This window comes from Acetobacter sp. DmW_136 (genome assembly GCF_008690365.1).
In the GTDB taxonomy this organism is placed as follows: Bacteria; Pseudomonadota; Alphaproteobacteria; order Acetobacterales; family Acetobacteraceae; genus Acetobacter; species Acetobacter oryzifermentans.
This window is the reverse complement of sequence record NZ_VHON01000013.1, coordinates 1-15,358: the sequence shown is the minus strand read 5'-3', so window position 1 is coordinate 15,358 and position 15,358 is coordinate 1. Positions and strand designations below refer to the sequence as shown.

Below are 15,358 nucleotides of genomic sequence, written 5' to 3'. Positions count from 1 at the left end.
ACGGTTCTGACAGTCTTATGAACACACCTGCACGCGCCCCCCGTTCTCCAAAGCGTGGAAAAAGCCGCCCTGCCCCTCCGCAGCCTGATCCTACGCGCGATATCGCTTTTGATATTCTGTGCGGCGTGGTGGAACACCGGCGTATGCTGGAAAACAGCCTATCTCGCTCTGCCGAAGCACATAAGGCCGAACCACGAGACAGAGCCGCAGCGCACCGCTTGGCCGCAGCCACATTGCGCCATCTGGGCACACTGCGCACTGTGCTAGAACCGTTTTTACGCAAAGAACCACCCGAACCCGTACGCGTGGCGCTTATGATTGGCTGCGCGCAACTTCTGTTTTTAGAAACACCTCCGCATGCTGCCGTTGGCACCACCGTTTCCCTCCTGCGTCGGCGTAAGCTGGCCCCATTTGCCGGGTTGGCCAACGCCGTGCTGCGCAAGGTGGCGGCAGAAGGGCAAAACGTGTTGGAAGGTCTGGATCAGGCGCGGCTAAACATTCCTGCATGGCTATGGAGTTCATGGAGCGTGCTGGGCCGTGGTGTGCCCCGCGCGATAGCTGAAGGCATCAGCCACGAAGCCCCGCTGGATATTACCATGCGCCCCGGTGCCACAGCACCGGAAGGCGGTATTGTGCTACCCAATGGGTCTGTACGTTATCCGGCAGGCACCCGCGTTGCTGAACTGGCCGGGTATGAGGAAGGTGCTTTTTGGGTGCAGGATGCGGCAGCTACATTCCCTGCACGTTTGCTTAATGCGCAAGCAGGCGAAAAAGTGGCAGACCTGTGCGCAGCACCGGGTGGCAAAACCGCGCAGCTTGCTGCAACCGGCGCGCATGTCTCTGCCATTGAGAATAACCCCAACCGCATGGCTCGGCTAAAGGAAAATCTGGCACGCTTGGGCTTTACCAACGTTACCACCCTGCAAGCAGATGCTGGCACATGGCAGCCCGATGCCCCCCTTGATGCCATTTTGCTGGATGCCCCCTGCTCTGCCACGGGTACAGCACGCCGCCATCCAGATGTTTTGTGGGTGAAACGCCCGCGTGATCTCACAACGCTAACGGCTGGGCAGGATCGTTTGCTAGAAGCTGCCAAAAACATGCTGCGCCCCGGTGGCCGCCTGGTGTACGCCGTGTGCTCCTTGCAGCAGGAAGAAGGGCCAGACCGTGCCCGTGCAGCAGAAGCCATGGGGCTGGTGCCAGACCCGTTTACACCTGAAGAACTCGCCTTTCTACCAGAAGCCAGAACACCCGAGGGATGGCTGCGCACTCATCCCGGAATGTGGGCAGATAAAGGCAGCATGGATGGATTTTTTGCCGCCCGCTTTACCCGCGCATAACATTTGCAAAACTGTTTGAAAAAATAGCAAACATACTGTTGCGCACGGGCGTAGGATTGCCGATAAACAGGGTATGCGCCCTGTATCTTACCCCCTTATCGCTCCAAGTGTTCTCGCTGCCGATTTTACCCGGTTGGGAGAAGAAGTTTCAGCACTCAAGCAAGCTGGGGCGGATTGGGTGCATCTGGATGTCATGGATGGGCATTTTGTGCCCAACATTTCGTTCGGGCCAGGTGTGGTCAAGGCGCTCCGCCCCTGTTCCGACCTGCCATTTGATGTGCATCTGATGATTGCACCGGTAGATCCATATCTGGAAGCCTTTGCACAAGCCGGGGCAGACCAGATTCTGATCCATATTGAAGCCGGGCCACATACTCACCGCTCCTTACAGCGTATTCGAGATCTAGGAGCCAAGCCGGGCATTGTGCTGTGCCCTGCAACACCGCCGGAAGCCATTGGTGAAGTGCTGGATCTGGTGGATATTGTTCTGGTTATGACTGTTAACCCCGGCTTTGGTGGGCAGAAGTTCCTGTCCAGCCAGCTTCCCAAAATTCGGCGTATTCGGGAAATGATCACCAAAAGCGGGCGTGATATCCGGCTGGCGGTAGATGGCGGCATAGATGCCTCAACCGCTCCTCTGGCCATAGATGCTGGCGCAGATGTGCTTATTGCTGGCAGCGCCGTATATGGAAAAAAAGATTATGCAGCCGCCATTGCTGCATTGCGCGCACATGTTGCCAAGCCAAAATAAAGCCACATCCGGCAAATAAATCATTCTTCACATGAATATTCTGCCATAAACCGATCACACCTTAATTTTCTGCACCTGCCTTGATGGAGTTCTAAACTTCCAATGCCCCTGCGTCGCTGGACCCGCGGAGCCCGCCTTGCCTATGCCATGCGCAACCCGTTGGGAGGGTTTGCCCGCGTACCGGCAGCCCCTGCCGTTGCTTTACGGGATCTGTGGTCTGGAAACGCTGCTGGGGGTGAACGGCTTGTTCGCAACCAGACACTTTTTGAAGGCACCCAACGCCCTCTGATTGATGGGGAATGGGATAACTCCCAATGGCCAGAAGCCTATCGCCGCTGGTTGCAAGGCTTTACGTGGTTGCAGGATCTGCGCGAGCTGGGGGCTGAATCTGCCCGCATCAAGGCCCGCACATTGGTTGCCCAATGGATGGAGCAAACCCCGGCGGAGCGTCCTATTTCAGACCCATCCATAACTGGTGCCCGCTTGGCGGCTTGGCTTGGGTGTTACGAATTTTTTGCGGCCTCGGCAGATGATTCCTTCCGCCAGCAGCTTATGGCGTCGCTGATTATGGAAGCACGCTCCATAATGGCGCTGATGCCGGAGGAAACCACAGGCTGGCGTGCCCTTACGGCCCTTAAAGGGCTGTTGGCTGTTGCGGTTTCCCTACCTGATTATCCAGAATTTCTTACACGTTATTTGCGCTTGATTGACGCCACCATCAGCCAGCAGATTTTGCCCGATGGCGGCCACATTACCCGCTGCCCGGAAGACCTGTTGCAGTGCGTGCGCGAACTGGCAGAAATGCTGTATATTTTACAGGTTGCCCGCGTACCCTTACCCACCAGCGTACTGGATGCCGCCAACCGCAGCGCTCCAGCCTTGCGGGCCATGCGGCATGGTGATGGCGGGTTGGCCCTCTTTAATGGCAGCAGTGAACAAAACCCGCAATTTATTGAACACGTGCTCAACCGCGCATCCCGCACGCGTGTTGTGGCGGCTGGCCTGCCAGAATCTGGCTTTGCCCGCCTGAACAATGGGCGTGCCTTGCTGATTGCTGATGCCGCCACGGTTGCCCCTGCGGGTTATGATAGCAGCGCGCATGCGGGCATGTTGTCCTTTGAATTTTCATCCGGCAGGCAACGGTTAATTGTCAATTGCGGCAGCAGCATCCAACGTGGTTGGGCAGAAGCCTTGCGCTACCCGGCGGCACATTCTGTTCTGGAACTGGCAGACCTTACCCCCATGCGGTTTGATGCCAATGGCGGTATCTCGCAAAAACCACAGGTCACACGCCAAATGTCTGTGCAAGACGGTGTGCATTGCCTGAGCATGACGCATGATGGCTACAAGCCCCAAGGTGGTGGCCTGTATTCTCGCAAGATTTATCTGGATAAAGACGGCACAGTTCTACAGGGCATAGAAAAACTGGAAGATGTAAGCATTCCGGTGCCACTTTGCATCCGCTTCCACTTGCACCCTGATGTGAACATTGAGCAGGAAGAAGATGGTTACTTGCTACACACGCCCGAAGAAACATGGTTCTTCTGGTCTGACGCTGATATTGAAATAGAAGAAAGCGTTTATCTGGGGCAAGGACAGCACCAGCCTACACGGCAATTTGTGCTCACACCGGCTGTAGCAGAACAGACTGCGGAAGAAGCACACGATCCTTTGGATACGCCCCCCGCAGAAGAAGCTGCTTTACCTGCGGAAGCTATTTCCCCCATGGATCACACTCCAGAAGTGCCAGAGGTGGGAACCGATTTACTGGCAGAACCTTCGGGCCCCGATGTCAATGGCTTGGAAAACACGCTGCTACCACCGCCCCCGGTGCCGCAGGCTCCAAGCAAGCCACCTATCCGTTGGTCGCTCTCCCTCAAAAACGCGTAATGGGCTGACGTGAAGATTCTGGAAATTACAAACGTCGATTTTTCACTCACCCATTTTCTACTGCCCCTTATGCGAGAATTAAGGGCAGAAGGGCATGAAGTGATAGGCGTTTGTGCGGATGGCCCTTTGCTTCAACACCCCAGAAACGAGGGGTTTCGGGTTGAAACACTGCCCTTTGCCCGTTCATTTTCTGTACCCGCGCAACTTCGGGCCTTTTGGGCTCTTGTTCGGCTTATAAAAAAAGAAAAGCCGGATTTGGTGCATGCACATATGCCTATCAGTGGCATTCTGGCGCGGGCAGCAGCCAAGTTGTGTGGCGTGCCGCGCATTGCCTATACGTGCCACGGTTTTTTATTCAACCAACCCGGCTCTCACCTACGGCGCGGATTGGCATTGATGCTGGAAGTTCTATGCGGGCACATAACTGATATTTATCTGACCGTCAGCCGTGAAGAAGCGCAGGATGCCAAACGCCTGCATGTTCACCCCCACCCCGTTGCAATTGGGAATGGGCGAGATCCAGCCCAGTTTCACCCAGATGCGCAAGCCAGAACACGTAGCCGGGCAGAACTTGGCACATCCGCGCAAACGCCTGTAATTATTGTTGTCTCTCGCCTTGTGCGCCACAAAGGGTATCCAGAACTCCTGGCCGCCATGGAGCGCGTGCCAGATGCAGAATTATGGATTGTGGGGGAAAGACTGGCATCAGACCACGGTGCCAATATGGATGAATACCTTGCTAAAGCGCGAGCTGCACTTGGCCCGCGACTAAAATGCCTTGGTTATCGGGCAGATATTCCGGCTTTATTGGCCGCAGCAGATATTTTTGTGCTGCCCAGCCATTTTGAAGGCCTGCCTATGTCCATTATTGAAGCCATGTTGTGCGGATTGCCAGTTGTGGCCACCAATATTAGAGGCTCGCGCGAGCAGGTTGTGCCGCATGAAACAGGGCTACTTGTGCCCCCCGGCACTACGGCAGAACTGGCAGAAGCCCTTACAACGCTGGTGCAAAACCCAGCTTTATGCCAGCACATGGGTGCTGCCGGGCTAAAACGTGCTCTACGTTTATTTGATGAAAAAACAATTCTACAAACCACCACACGCCTGCTGACACATTAAGCCATCAGGCATGGGTGTAATGTATTTAGTGAGCTGACTTCTGGGCAACCGGCGCTGTTGTAATGGGTGTGCCTGTTTTATCCAGCAAATGAATTGTCAAACGCGAGGGTGATGCCGCAATACGGCCCCCAGAACGGCATTCATCTAACCGGATGCGCACGCCGTCATTATTTTCCATCAGCAGGCCGCCAACACCACGGCCCACTGTGGCCTCACCCGAAAGCGCCCAGAATGTGCCTTCAAAGTCTTCAATACGCTGAAGGTTGTACACCTTGCCTACGCTGTGGCCAGAAGAATACCCAACAGCAATAGCGGAAGCACCCTTGATTTCAAACGGATACTGGCGGCCGCCATATGTCAGCACACCCCGGCCCCATGTATATCCTACACCCAGATCCGCCGAACGCGTATTAAATGTAACTGTTGCCGTAACCGGGCCAAGCATGGTTTCTGCGCCCGCAGGCATGAACCATGCTCCGCACAGCGCCAAGGCAGCAGCAAAATGGCGGGATGCAGAACGCATCAAAGGGCTCCCCGAATTCATTGAAACAACTTACCTTTTCCGTTGCGTAAAAAGCGGTGGAAACGGCTGACAAAACATTTTTGTACGTTTTGTCACGTTTTGTAGAATCAAGGATGGCATACCCACCCGCCCCTGCAAAGCCCTTTTCGCAAGATTTCACTACACGGTTTCAATGTGCGGTCAGCGTTCCCAAATCGGCTCTTTCAGGCCCGCAACAAATGCCACATGTGCAGCCAGCTCTTGCGGTGTTGGCTGCACACGCACAACCTTACGGTTCACCGGGCCTTCATACATCACAGAAGGCAGTTGCCCATCTTCCGCCATCAGCCCAAGACCGTGCTGGCGCCCCCCCATAAGCTCCACATACACATCAGCCAGCAGTTTGCAGTCCAGCAGCGCGTTATGGGTGGTTCGGGCAGAAAGATCTACGCCAAAACGGCGGCACAAGGCATCCAAACTGTTGGGCATGCCGGGAAAGCGCTCACGCGCCATATCCAGCGTATCCACCATGCGGTCCAAACCCAGCGTTTTTTTGCCTGCGCGTTTGAGTTCCGCATTCATAAAACCAAAGTCAAACCGGGCATTGTGCGCAATGAGTGGATCATCCCCCACAAAGGCCAGGAAGTCATCCGCCACTTCAGCAAATTTGGGTTTGCCTTCCAGATCCGCCCGCGTAAAGCCATGCACGCGGGAAGCCTCCTCCGGCACATCGCGCTCCGGGTCTATAAGCTTATGAAAAGTGCGCCCTGTTGGCAGGTCTCCTACCAATTCAAGGGCTGCAATTTCAATCACCCGGTCTCCCGTTGCCGGGTCTAGCCCTGTGGTTTCTGTATCAAACAGAATGGATCTTTTCATGCCCTTAGGCTCCTGATGAACTGGCGCACTTGCCGTTCTGTTTCCCGCATACTGCCGCCGGTGCGAATAACCTTGCCCGCTTGGCGCACGCGTTGGGCATCTGGCATTTGCCGAGCAATCAATTTGCAAGCCTCGGCTGGAGGCATCCCGCGCCTTTTGGCCACACGGCGTGCTTGTACCCAATGTGGGGCAGATACCACCAAAACATCATCGCATTCTCGCTGAGCGCCTGTTTCATAAAGCAGTGGAATATCCAGCACCACACAGCGCGCCCCACGCAAACGCTGCGCACGCAAAAACTTTGCCCGTGCAGCCCGCACCATGGGGTGAATAATCTGCTCCAGTTTTTTGAGCAGCGCCGGTTCTTTTATAACGGCTTGCCGCAATACGGCTCTATCCAAATGCCCGTTCTGCACAGCATGCGGCACCAGTTGGGCAATAGCTGGCAAGGCTGCCCCATGATCTGCCTGCAAGTGGCGTACTTCGGCATCTGCATCAAACACCGGCAAGCCTGCATGCCGCAACAACGTGGCTACAGTGCTTTTGCCCATGCCCATACCGCCGGTAAGGCCCAGAATTTTCATGCCCTTACCGTAGCCCTTAGAAACTTTCCTGCACAAAAGCTTCCGTTGCGGCATCCACTTCCGGGTTCACGCCGTACCATTTCTGAAAACCCAGCCGCGCCTGATGCAGCAACATACCAAGCCCGCCCAAAGTACGTAGGCCAGCAGATTGCGCCTCTGCCAACAAAGGCGTTACGCGTGGTACATAAACGATATCTGCCACCACCAGTTCCTTGGCCGCATGTGCCAGAGAAGGACGAAACGCAGCATCCGGGCCGCCTTCCATCCCCAAAGAAGTGGTATTTACCAGCAAACTATACGCGCCAAGGCGGTCTTCCCACATATTCCACGGCAACACGTCCAGCCCCGGCAGGGCTTTTGCCAGTTCTTCTGCCCGCCCTTGGGTGCGATTAGTCACGGCAACACGTAGGCCACAATCCTGTAACGCGGCAGCAACAGACCGCGCAGCACCGCCAGCGCCCAACAGCAGAACCTGCGCTTGTTCAGGCAGATTGAACCCAGCCGATTCCATGCTGGCCACAAAACCTGCGCCATCGGTTGAGTAACCGTGAATTTTGCCGTCATCTTCAAACACAAGTGTATTCACTGCACCTGCACGCTGGGCGGAATGATCCAGCACATCGGCAATTTTAAAGGCGGCTTCCTTGTGCGGAATGGTTACATTTGCGCCCCGAAAGCCCGCAGCCTGTAAGCCCAGAACGGCTGCCACAAACGCATCTGGCTCAACCGGCAGCGGCACATAGGCACCATCTACCTCATAACGCCGCAGCCAGTAATTGTGCAGAACCGGAGAACGCGAATGCGCTACGGGCCAACCCAGAACACCTGCCAGCTTTGCCTTGCCTGTAATAATCTGCGGCTTGGCTATATCTGTGGCGGTCATGCGTTTTCTCCATACTGTTCACAAAACTGGCGCCATGCCTGTGGCAGCAAACGGGCCAGACGATTAGCCCATTCGGTCTGCCCGACATCATCAGCAATCAAATCCTGCCGAATTTCAATTTCAATATGTGGCAGTTCACGCCGTTCACCATGCTGGGGAATAGTGTAGTCCGATGTATCTGTGAGGGCGTAGGGTTCGTTATCCCCCACCACCAAGCCATCCTGTTGCAAAAGTGCAATCATGATCCGGGCCAGCCGGGAATCATGATTATGCAAAAGTCCAGCATGCCACGGGCGCTGTTTGCCATGCATAAATGGCGTAAAACTGTGTAGCGCCACAACCACCGTCTGGCGGCCTGCGGCCATATGGGCATCCAGTTCCTGCCGAATGCGGGCGTGATAAGGGTGCAGAATTGTCTGCTCCCGCCATGCCCGATCCTGCGCAGAGATATTCTGGTTGCGCGGCACTGTTGTGCCATCACTTACCTGCACGATAGAGGTTGGGTGGCCGGGGGCGCGGTTACAGTCAATCACCAAGCGGGAATACACCTGCTCAATCAACACAGCAGGCAGCAGGTCAGCCAGTTTACGGCCTACGCCATCTATGCCGATATCCCAGCCAATATGGCGCGCACGTTCCTGCGCACTTAACCCCAGATCACCCAATTCAGGCGGAATGGCACGGCCTGCATGGTCACTTACCAGCACAAAGGGGCCACCTTCATCCCGGCCATGCACCACAAAACTTTCTGCCATCAGCACCTGATCCACAGACATGCTTTTCCACCTCCTGCATCGCACGGCATGGCAGAAAGATCGGCACGCATTGCCTGCCCTTTCCGCCATGCAGCAGAACACTCTTATTCGTGTTTGAAAACTTATTTGGCGGAAGATACCACAACCGCAGCCAGATCAGCCTGCGCGCGCACCTGCCCTGCGTCTTCCCCCGTCAGGCCTTCTGCATCCAGCCCACTATCATCCAGCTCGTACACCAGATAGGCCGGATCTGCGCCATCCAGCGATTCTTCGCCGCCAACATCGTAGCTACGGGCTGCCACATATTCCGGGCCGCGCATTTTGCTTTCCAGACGCTCAACAGCCACAACCGGGCTTTCTGCGCGAATAACTTCCAAAAGCACATTCGGGCCGGGGTCGATTACGGCAAAGGTTGTAAGCTTGTGTGGTGTTGTCATGTTCATGAACTCCCTGAATTTCACTTGCTTTTAAGCAGAGAAATGCCGCTGGGCACAGCCCTTTCCCGCACTGCAATGCACAGAACAGCCCCGCCGCAGGATCGGCTCTGCCACGCTCTTTGCCAAAACCGGCATTTGCGCCCTAGGGCGCGCAACATTACTGTGGCATCTTTGCATCCGCGCCGCGGCAGTATAAGCCAACGCCTGAGCACATCTTACGCAGCAGGACGGAATTAGGGCCTAAAATGTCTCTGAACAGCCAGAACAGCACGGAAACGGAAAACCAGAAAAACGCCAATGTCCAGTGGGGCGGGCGGTTTGCCGGTGGCCCTTCTGAGATCATGCAGGCCATCAATGCCTCCATCGGCTTTGATAAGGTGATGTGGAAGCAGGATATTGCTGGCTCCCTCGCCCATGCTGCCATGTTGGCGCATGTAGGCATTATCTCCAAGGATGATGAAGCCACAATCCGCAAGGGGCTAACAGAAATCGGGCAGGAAATTGCTGCTGGCAACTTTCCCTTTTCCGAAGCGCTGGAAGATATTCACATGAATATCGAAGCCCGCCTGTCTGACCGTATTGGTGAGGCCGGTAAGCGCCTGCATACTGCCCGCTCTCGCAATGATCAGGTTGCAACGGATTTTCGTCTTTGGGTGCGGGATGCCATTGATGGGCTGGACCAACAGGTTTCAGCCCTTATGCGCTCCCTCGCCCGCCGGGCGGAGGAACATGCCGCCACTCCCATGCCGGGCTTTACCCACCTGCAAACAGCACAGCCTGTAACATTCGGCCACCATTTGATGGCGTATGTGGAAATGCTGGCGCGTGACCGGGGCCGCCTAGCAGACACACGCAAGCGCCTGAACGAATGCCCGCTGGGTTCTGCCGCGCTGGCTGGCACATCCTTCCCCATTGACCGGAAGATGACTGCCGAACTGCTGCATTTTGACCGCCCCACCGCCAATTCTCTGGATTCTGTATCTGATCGTGATTTTGCGCTGGAATATCTTTCTGCGCTGTCCATCATGGCCATGCACCTTTCACGCATGGCGGAAGAAATTGTCATCTGGTGCTCCTCACCTTTCTCTTTCATCCGCCTTTCAGATGCGTTCACCACCGGCTCTTCCATCATGCCGCAAAAGCGTAACCCGGATGCCGCAGAACTGGTGCGTGCCAAAACTGGCCGCATCACCGGCAGCCTTGTAAGCCTGCTAACTGTTATGAAAGGCCTGCCGCTGGCCTACGCCAAGGATATGCAGGAAGATAAGGAACCCGTGTTTGAAGCCACGGATGCCGCTGCCCTCTCTCTTGCCGCATGCGATGGTATGGTGCGGGACATGACAGCCAACACCGCCCAAATGCGTGCACTGGCAGGTTCTGGCTATTCCACCGCTACAGATATTGCAGACTGGTTGGTGCGCGTGCTGAAAGTGCCATTCCGCACCGCGCACCACGTAACAGGCCGCCTGGTTGCCAAAGCCGAGGAAAAAGGCGTGGGGCTGGCAGATCTGACATTGCAGGAAATGCAGGCAGAAGAACCCGGCATTACGGATGATATCTATTCGGTTCTCAGCGTAGATGCCTCCATTGCATCTCGCACCAGCGAAGGTGGCACCGCATCCGGCAACGTCAGCGCGCAGGCTCAGCGCTGGCTGAAGGCTCTGGGTGCAAAACCCACCACAGTAAGGCAGTAAAACCATGAACTACCGCCTGATTTTTGGCCTTGCGCTGGCTACTATCCTGTTTCTGCCTCTGGCGGCATGCGGCAAAAAGGGCACGCCGCATCAGCCCGGCCCGCAAAACAAAATTTCTTACCCGCGTATGTATCCGCCGGATGAATAAGACCACAGTGCGCACTATATGGGTTTCATAGCGCACCGCACTGCATAACCTGCCATGCCAAGAGTTTCTTGGTGTGGCATCCTGCTCCTTTTTTGCAATCAGAGCCTTTACGCCTCATGGCCGAAACACCTGTTTATACCGATGCCGACCCAACACTGGCAGAACTGTTACAAACGCACCCGCAGCTTACGGTTAGCCCTACCTGTGGGCTGATGCTGGAAGGCGTGGCCCTAAACGCCATAGCTGATTCTGTTGGCACACCCTGTTGGGTATTGGGGGCGGGTACGCTGCGCACGCGTATGCGCCGGATGCACGCTGCCATGCGGGATGCCGGGCTGGATGTTTCCATCCACTATGCCGTGAAAGCCAATGATCATCTGGCCATTCTTACCCTAATCGGTCAGGAAGGTTTTGGGGCGGATATTGTAAGCGGTGGTGAACTGGCGCGCGCCATAAAGGCCGGTATTCCAGCAAGCCGCATTGTGTTTTCCGGCGTTGGCAAAACAGATGCCGAACTGGAACAGGCCATTAGCCACGGCATTGGCCAGATTAACGTAGAAAGCGCAGAAGAGCTGGAAGCTATTTCAGCCATTGCCACTAAGCTGGGCAAGCAGGCCACTATTACCCTGCGCGTAAACCCGGATGTGGATGCCAAGACCCACGCCAAAATTACAACCGGCTTGGCTGCCAATAAATTTGGCATTCCATTTCAAGATGCCGCAGCACTTTATGCCCATGCGTTCACCCTCTCTGGCGTGCGGCCTGTTGGTTTTGCCACCCATATTGGCAGCCAGATTTTAACCACCACCCCTTATCGTGCAGCCTATGCCCGCGTGGCGGAACTGGTGCGTACCGTGCGCGCCGCTGGCAATGCCGTAAGCGTAGTGGATTGTGGCGGTGGCCTTGGCATTTGCTACCGCAATGAAACTGAAGGTCAGCCCGAAGCGCTAGCTGGCGCCATTAAGGCAGAACTGGGTGATCTGGGCGTAAAGCTGGCAATTGAGCCGGGGCGTTGGCCCATTGGCCCGGCTGGTGTGCTGCTGAGCAGCGTGATCTTGCGTAAGGAACAAGGCATGGATGTGCCTTTCCTTGTGCTGGATACGGCCATGAACGAACTGCTGCGCCCCAGCATGTATGATGCGTGGCATGGCATTTTACCACTTGCACCGCAGGCGTTCAGCCAACCTGTTTCCTTGGCCCATGTGGTCGGCCCTGTGTGTGAAAGTGGAGATACATTTGCGCGGGATAGGCTTTTGCCCCCGCTGGCCCGCAATGCACGTATAGCCCTGCTGGATACAGGCGCGTATGGTGCGGTTATGAGTTCCACTTACAACAGCCGCCCGCTTGCTGCAGAAGTTCTGGTTGAAGATGGCCAATGGCAGGTGATACGCCAAAGGCAGAGTGTTGAAGAACTGTGGCAGGATGAAACTGTGCCCTCCCACCTTGCCAAAGCCACATGAACCAAGGCGGTCTGCACCAATCCCTGACCGCCTCCACCGCTGAGGATGGAGCGCTGGCGGAGCGCCTTGCCACCGCACGCCGCCATGCCGCCATTGTTTTGCGGATAGAACGGCTGTGGCCTGCGCTTCAGCCCACTTTTGCCCTGCTGGGGGTTTACTGTGTAGCCTCTTTGCTACGCATTCCTCAGCATCTGCCAGATGGCATCCGGCTGCTGCTGGTGGCCGGATGGCTGAGCCTATGCGGCTGGCGACTGCACAAGGATATTGAAAACCTTGCGCCCCCCACCCCAAGCGAAGTTGACCGGCGAATTGAACAGGCATCCGGCCTACACAACCGCCCCCTCGCTACACTAACAGACCATCCCGCAGGCACATCCTCGCAAAGTTCCACCATCTTATGGCAGGCGCATCAGCAGCGTATTCTGGCATCACTTGGCAGGCTGCGGGTGGGTTGGCCGCGCCTTTGGCCGCAAGGCCGCATGCAGCAGACTGGGGCATGGGTATTGGTTGCAGCCCTTGCTAGCACAGCCGGGCTTGCAGGTTCCTCCGCGCCGGGGCGTATCCTTGCCGGGTTTATTCCGGGGCGGGATGATCCTGATGTCCCCTTCCCGCGTGTAGAGGCATGGATAACCCCACCTACTTACGCGCCAGATGCCCCTGTTTTTTTGGGCACTATCAAAACACCCCCACAAACGCCGCAAGGGGCCCATCTTACTGCCATTGTCACGGGCCTGGCCTCACACCCTACCTTGCGGGAACAGGGCGGCATGGTGCTGCATGATGCCACACGCCACAAACTGGATGCCCATAGCTGGAAGCTGGATGTGGTGCTGGAGCATTCTGGCACCGTACGCCTTACAGGCCGCGGCCGAACATTAGCCCAATGGCCCGTAACCGTAATGCCAGATGCAGACCCCAGCGTGAAATGGGGGCCAAACCCCGGCTCTCCCCGTAAAGAAGAATGGCGCACTCTTCTGCCGTATGATGCCAGCCATGCTTATGGGCTGGCATCACTTAAGGTAGAGCTGCATCTGGCCCACGCCAAACACGGGTCAGAACGTACACTCACCATTCCCCTTCCTCTTGTTGGGCATCCCAAATCTGTAAAAGGTGCCATTAGCCCCGATCTGTCGGAAGATCCGTGGGCAGGAGAAACCGTAACCGGCCGTGTGATTGCCTCGTCCGTAAGTGGGCATGAGGGCAAAAGTGCCCCCGCCACGTTCCGTATGGGCGCACGTGTTTTCCATTCCCCCATTGCCCGCGCGCTGTTGGACGTGCGTAAGCGCTTCGCTTTGGGGCAGGAAAGCCGACAGGATGCCGCATTAGATCTGGAGGCACTGGCCGATGCCCCCGGCCCGGTGCGTGAGCATACCGGTATGTTGCTGGCGCTCAGCAGCGTGGTGGCCATGCTGGATAACAACCTGACGGACACGGCCACCGCCCGCGCTGGCGCCACAAACCTGCTGTGGGATCTGGCTCTGGATATAGAAGACCGCCGCACAGGGGATGATGCCAGTGCTCAGGCATCCATTGATGTGCGCGCGGCCCAAGCCGCCGTAGCGCAGCAACTCCAGCACATGCACGAAAATGGGCAACAAGGACAACAGGCCCAGCAGGAACTGGAAGAAAGACTCAAAACCCTGCAAAGCGCCATCAGCCGCAAAATGCAGGCACTAGCAAATCAGGCCATGAAAGATCACACGGTTATTCCTGATCTTCCGGGTTTTACCAGTGCAGGGAATCAGGCCTTTTCACGCCTGATGCGCCAACTCCAGTCCGATGCCTCCAATGGTCATGCAGATGAAGCGCTGAAGCGTTTGCAGGATATGGAAAACGCCACCGAGCGCATGCGCAATGCCACGCCACAGGATATGGCAAATTTGGCGCAGCAGATGATGGCGCAACAAAAAATGCGCGAACAGGCTGCCGCCCTACATGATCTGGCCAGCAAACAAACCGCCTTGTTGGACCACGCGCAATCTCGCCTTGATGAAAACCTGAAAGCACAGGCCCAGAAACAAAGTGATCTGGCAGACGATGGTGATGGTGAGGCCGATTACGCCAACATGCCCACATCCGAGCTGTTGCGCCGTTTGGGCCTGCCCATGCCTCCGGGTTCGGAAGGAGCGCAGCCTGCACCCCCACCTCCGCCCTCGCAGCCTGAAACACCGCTCATGCCTGACCCAGCAAAAGCAGAGGCACAAGCCGCAGCCCGGCGTAATGAGCGCGCCACGCAGCATGCGTTGGAACACGCGCTGGATGAATTGAAAGACGAATTTAAGGATCTGACAGGCAAAACCCCCGGTGCTTTTGATGAAGCCCGCAAAAGCATGCAGGATGCCCGCAAGGCGCTGGCCGATGGGGATGATGCCGCCGCCGCCAATGCTGAAGAAAAAGCACTGGAAGCCCTGCGCAAAACACGCCAGCAAATGCAGGATGCCGTTAAGGGTAACGGCAAAAACAGTATCCCCAGCTTTTTGCCCGCTCTGGGCAGCCCGTCTGATGGATCTTCTGGTTCTGGCAGTGCATCCGATGGCCAGAATGGTTCTGGCTCCCTCTCTGATTCCTCAGAAAATCAGGAAGAAGAAGACAAACAGGGCGGCAAGCGCGATCCGCTGGGCCGTAAACTGGGTGAAGGCAAGGATCAGACCGAAGATGATTCTACCCGCATTCCAGATAACGTGGCCCGCCAGCGCGCCAGAGAAATTGAGCAGGAACTGCGGCGGCGTGATTCAGACCGCACCCGCCCACAGCAGGAACTGGATTATCTTGACCGTTTGCTTAAGCCGTTCTGAAGCGGAAATGAAGCGAACTCTTTCCTGGACTTAGCAGCAAGATAACCGGGTATGACTTTTTACATTGCACGGAGCGAAAAGAGAGTATGGCTCGTTTTCTGGTAACCGGTGGCGCTGGGTATGT

At 56.2% G+C, this 15,358-nt stretch carries 14 protein-coding genes; 8 read left to right on the top strand and 6 right to left on the bottom strand.

Annotated elements, in window-relative coordinates; translation table 11 throughout:
• The first annotated feature begins 17 nt into the window (after nucleotides 1-17).
• From FKW31_RS05055 to FKW31_RS05040, 4 genes are all read left to right on the top strand, one after another.
• A complete protein-coding gene (locus FKW31_RS05055; RefSeq protein WP_150177984.1) occupies nucleotides 18-1,340 on the top strand; it encodes an RsmB/NOP family class I SAM-dependent RNA methyltransferase in 1,323 nt (440 codons plus the stop codon).
• A gap of 73 nt (nucleotides 1,341-1,413) precedes the next feature.
• Nucleotides 1,414-2,091: a ribulose-phosphate 3-epimerase gene (rpe, locus tag FKW31_RS05050; RefSeq protein WP_150177983.1), complete on the top strand. Its 678-nt coding sequence runs from the start codon at nucleotides 1,414-1,416 to the stop codon at nucleotides 2,089-2,091.
• A gap of 102 nt (nucleotides 2,092-2,193) precedes the next feature.
• On the top strand, nucleotides 2,194-3,981 hold the full coding sequence (locus FKW31_RS05045; protein ID WP_150177982.1) for a heparinase II/III family protein: 1,788 nt from the start codon (nucleotides 2,194-2,196) through the stop codon (nucleotides 3,979-3,981).
• Nucleotides 3,982-3,990: 9 nt separating this feature from the next.
• Nucleotides 3,991-5,100 carry a glycosyltransferase family 4 protein gene (locus tag FKW31_RS05040; RefSeq protein WP_150177981.1) on the top strand — a complete coding sequence of 370 codons (1,110 nt, stop codon included), beginning with the start codon at nucleotides 3,991-3,993 and terminating at the stop codon, nucleotides 5,098-5,100.
• A 25-nt stretch (nucleotides 5,101-5,125) separates the two neighbouring features.
• Here FKW31_RS05040 and FKW31_RS05035 read toward each other — a convergent pair whose 3' ends face one another.
• The 6 genes from FKW31_RS05035 to FKW31_RS05010 all read right to left on the bottom strand — a co-directional run bounded on the left by FKW31_RS05035 (nucleotide 5,126) and on the right by FKW31_RS05010 (nucleotide 9,143).
• Nucleotides 5,126-5,644 carry a hypothetical protein gene (locus FKW31_RS05035; protein ID WP_170315300.1) on the bottom strand — a complete coding sequence of 173 codons (519 nt, stop codon included), beginning with the start codon at nucleotides 5,642-5,644 and terminating at the stop codon, nucleotides 5,126-5,128.
• Between the two features lie 159 nt (nucleotides 5,645-5,803).
• A complete protein-coding gene (dnaQ, locus tag FKW31_RS05030; RefSeq protein ID WP_150177980.1) occupies nucleotides 5,804-6,478 on the bottom strand; it encodes a DNA polymerase III subunit epsilon in 675 nt (224 codons plus the stop codon).
• Complete coding sequence (coaE, locus tag FKW31_RS05025) at nucleotides 6,475-7,062, bottom strand: dephospho-CoA kinase (RefSeq protein ID WP_089178803.1); 588 nt, start codon at nucleotides 7,060-7,062, stop codon at nucleotides 6,475-6,477. Before coaE ends, dnaQ begins: the two co-directional genes overlap by 4 nt.
• 16 nt (nucleotides 7,063-7,078) lie before the next feature.
• Nucleotides 7,079-7,945: a shikimate dehydrogenase gene (locus FKW31_RS05020; RefSeq protein ID WP_150177979.1), complete on the bottom strand. Its 867-nt coding sequence runs from the start codon at nucleotides 7,943-7,945 to the stop codon at nucleotides 7,079-7,081.
• On the bottom strand, nucleotides 7,942-8,721 hold the full coding sequence (locus FKW31_RS05015; protein ID WP_150177978.1) for an N-formylglutamate amidohydrolase: 780 nt from the start codon (nucleotides 8,719-8,721) through the stop codon (nucleotides 7,942-7,944). Before FKW31_RS05015 ends, FKW31_RS05020 begins: the two co-directional genes overlap by 4 nt.
• Nucleotides 8,722-8,822: 101 nt before the next feature.
• Nucleotides 8,823-9,143, bottom strand: coding sequence for a hypothetical protein (locus tag FKW31_RS05010; protein WP_035351682.1), 321 nt, complete (start codon nucleotides 9,141-9,143; stop codon nucleotides 8,823-8,825).
• Nucleotides 9,144-9,382: 239 nt separating this feature from the next.
• Here FKW31_RS05010 and argH point away from each other — a divergent pair, with 239 nt between their 5' ends.
• The 4 genes from argH (at nucleotide 9,383) to FKW31_RS04990 (ending at nucleotide 15,234) form a co-directional block, all read left to right on the top strand.
• The gene (gene argH / locus FKW31_RS05000) at nucleotides 9,383-10,831 is read left to right on the top strand and encodes an argininosuccinate lyase (RefSeq protein ID WP_150177977.1); all 1,449 of its coding nucleotides are present in this window, start codon (nucleotides 9,383-9,385) and stop codon (nucleotides 10,829-10,831) included.
• A 4-nt stretch (nucleotides 10,832-10,835) separates the two neighbouring features.
• The gene (locus FKW31_RS15995) at nucleotides 10,836-10,979 is read left to right on the top strand and encodes a hypothetical protein (protein WP_162853387.1); all 144 of its coding nucleotides are present in this window, start codon (nucleotides 10,836-10,838) and stop codon (nucleotides 10,977-10,979) included.
• Between the two features lie 116 nt (nucleotides 10,980-11,095).
• Nucleotides 11,096-12,439, top strand: a complete 1,344-nt coding sequence (lysA, locus tag FKW31_RS04995) for a diaminopimelate decarboxylase (RefSeq protein ID WP_150177976.1) — start codon at nucleotides 11,096-11,098, stop codon at nucleotides 12,437-12,439.
• Nucleotides 12,436-15,234: a DUF4175 domain-containing protein gene (locus FKW31_RS04990; protein ID WP_150177975.1), complete on the top strand. Its 2,799-nt coding sequence runs from the start codon at nucleotides 12,436-12,438 to the stop codon at nucleotides 15,232-15,234. The genes lysA and FKW31_RS04990 overlap by 4 nt, the downstream gene beginning before the upstream one ends.
• Nucleotides 15,235-15,358: the final 124 nt, after the last annotated feature.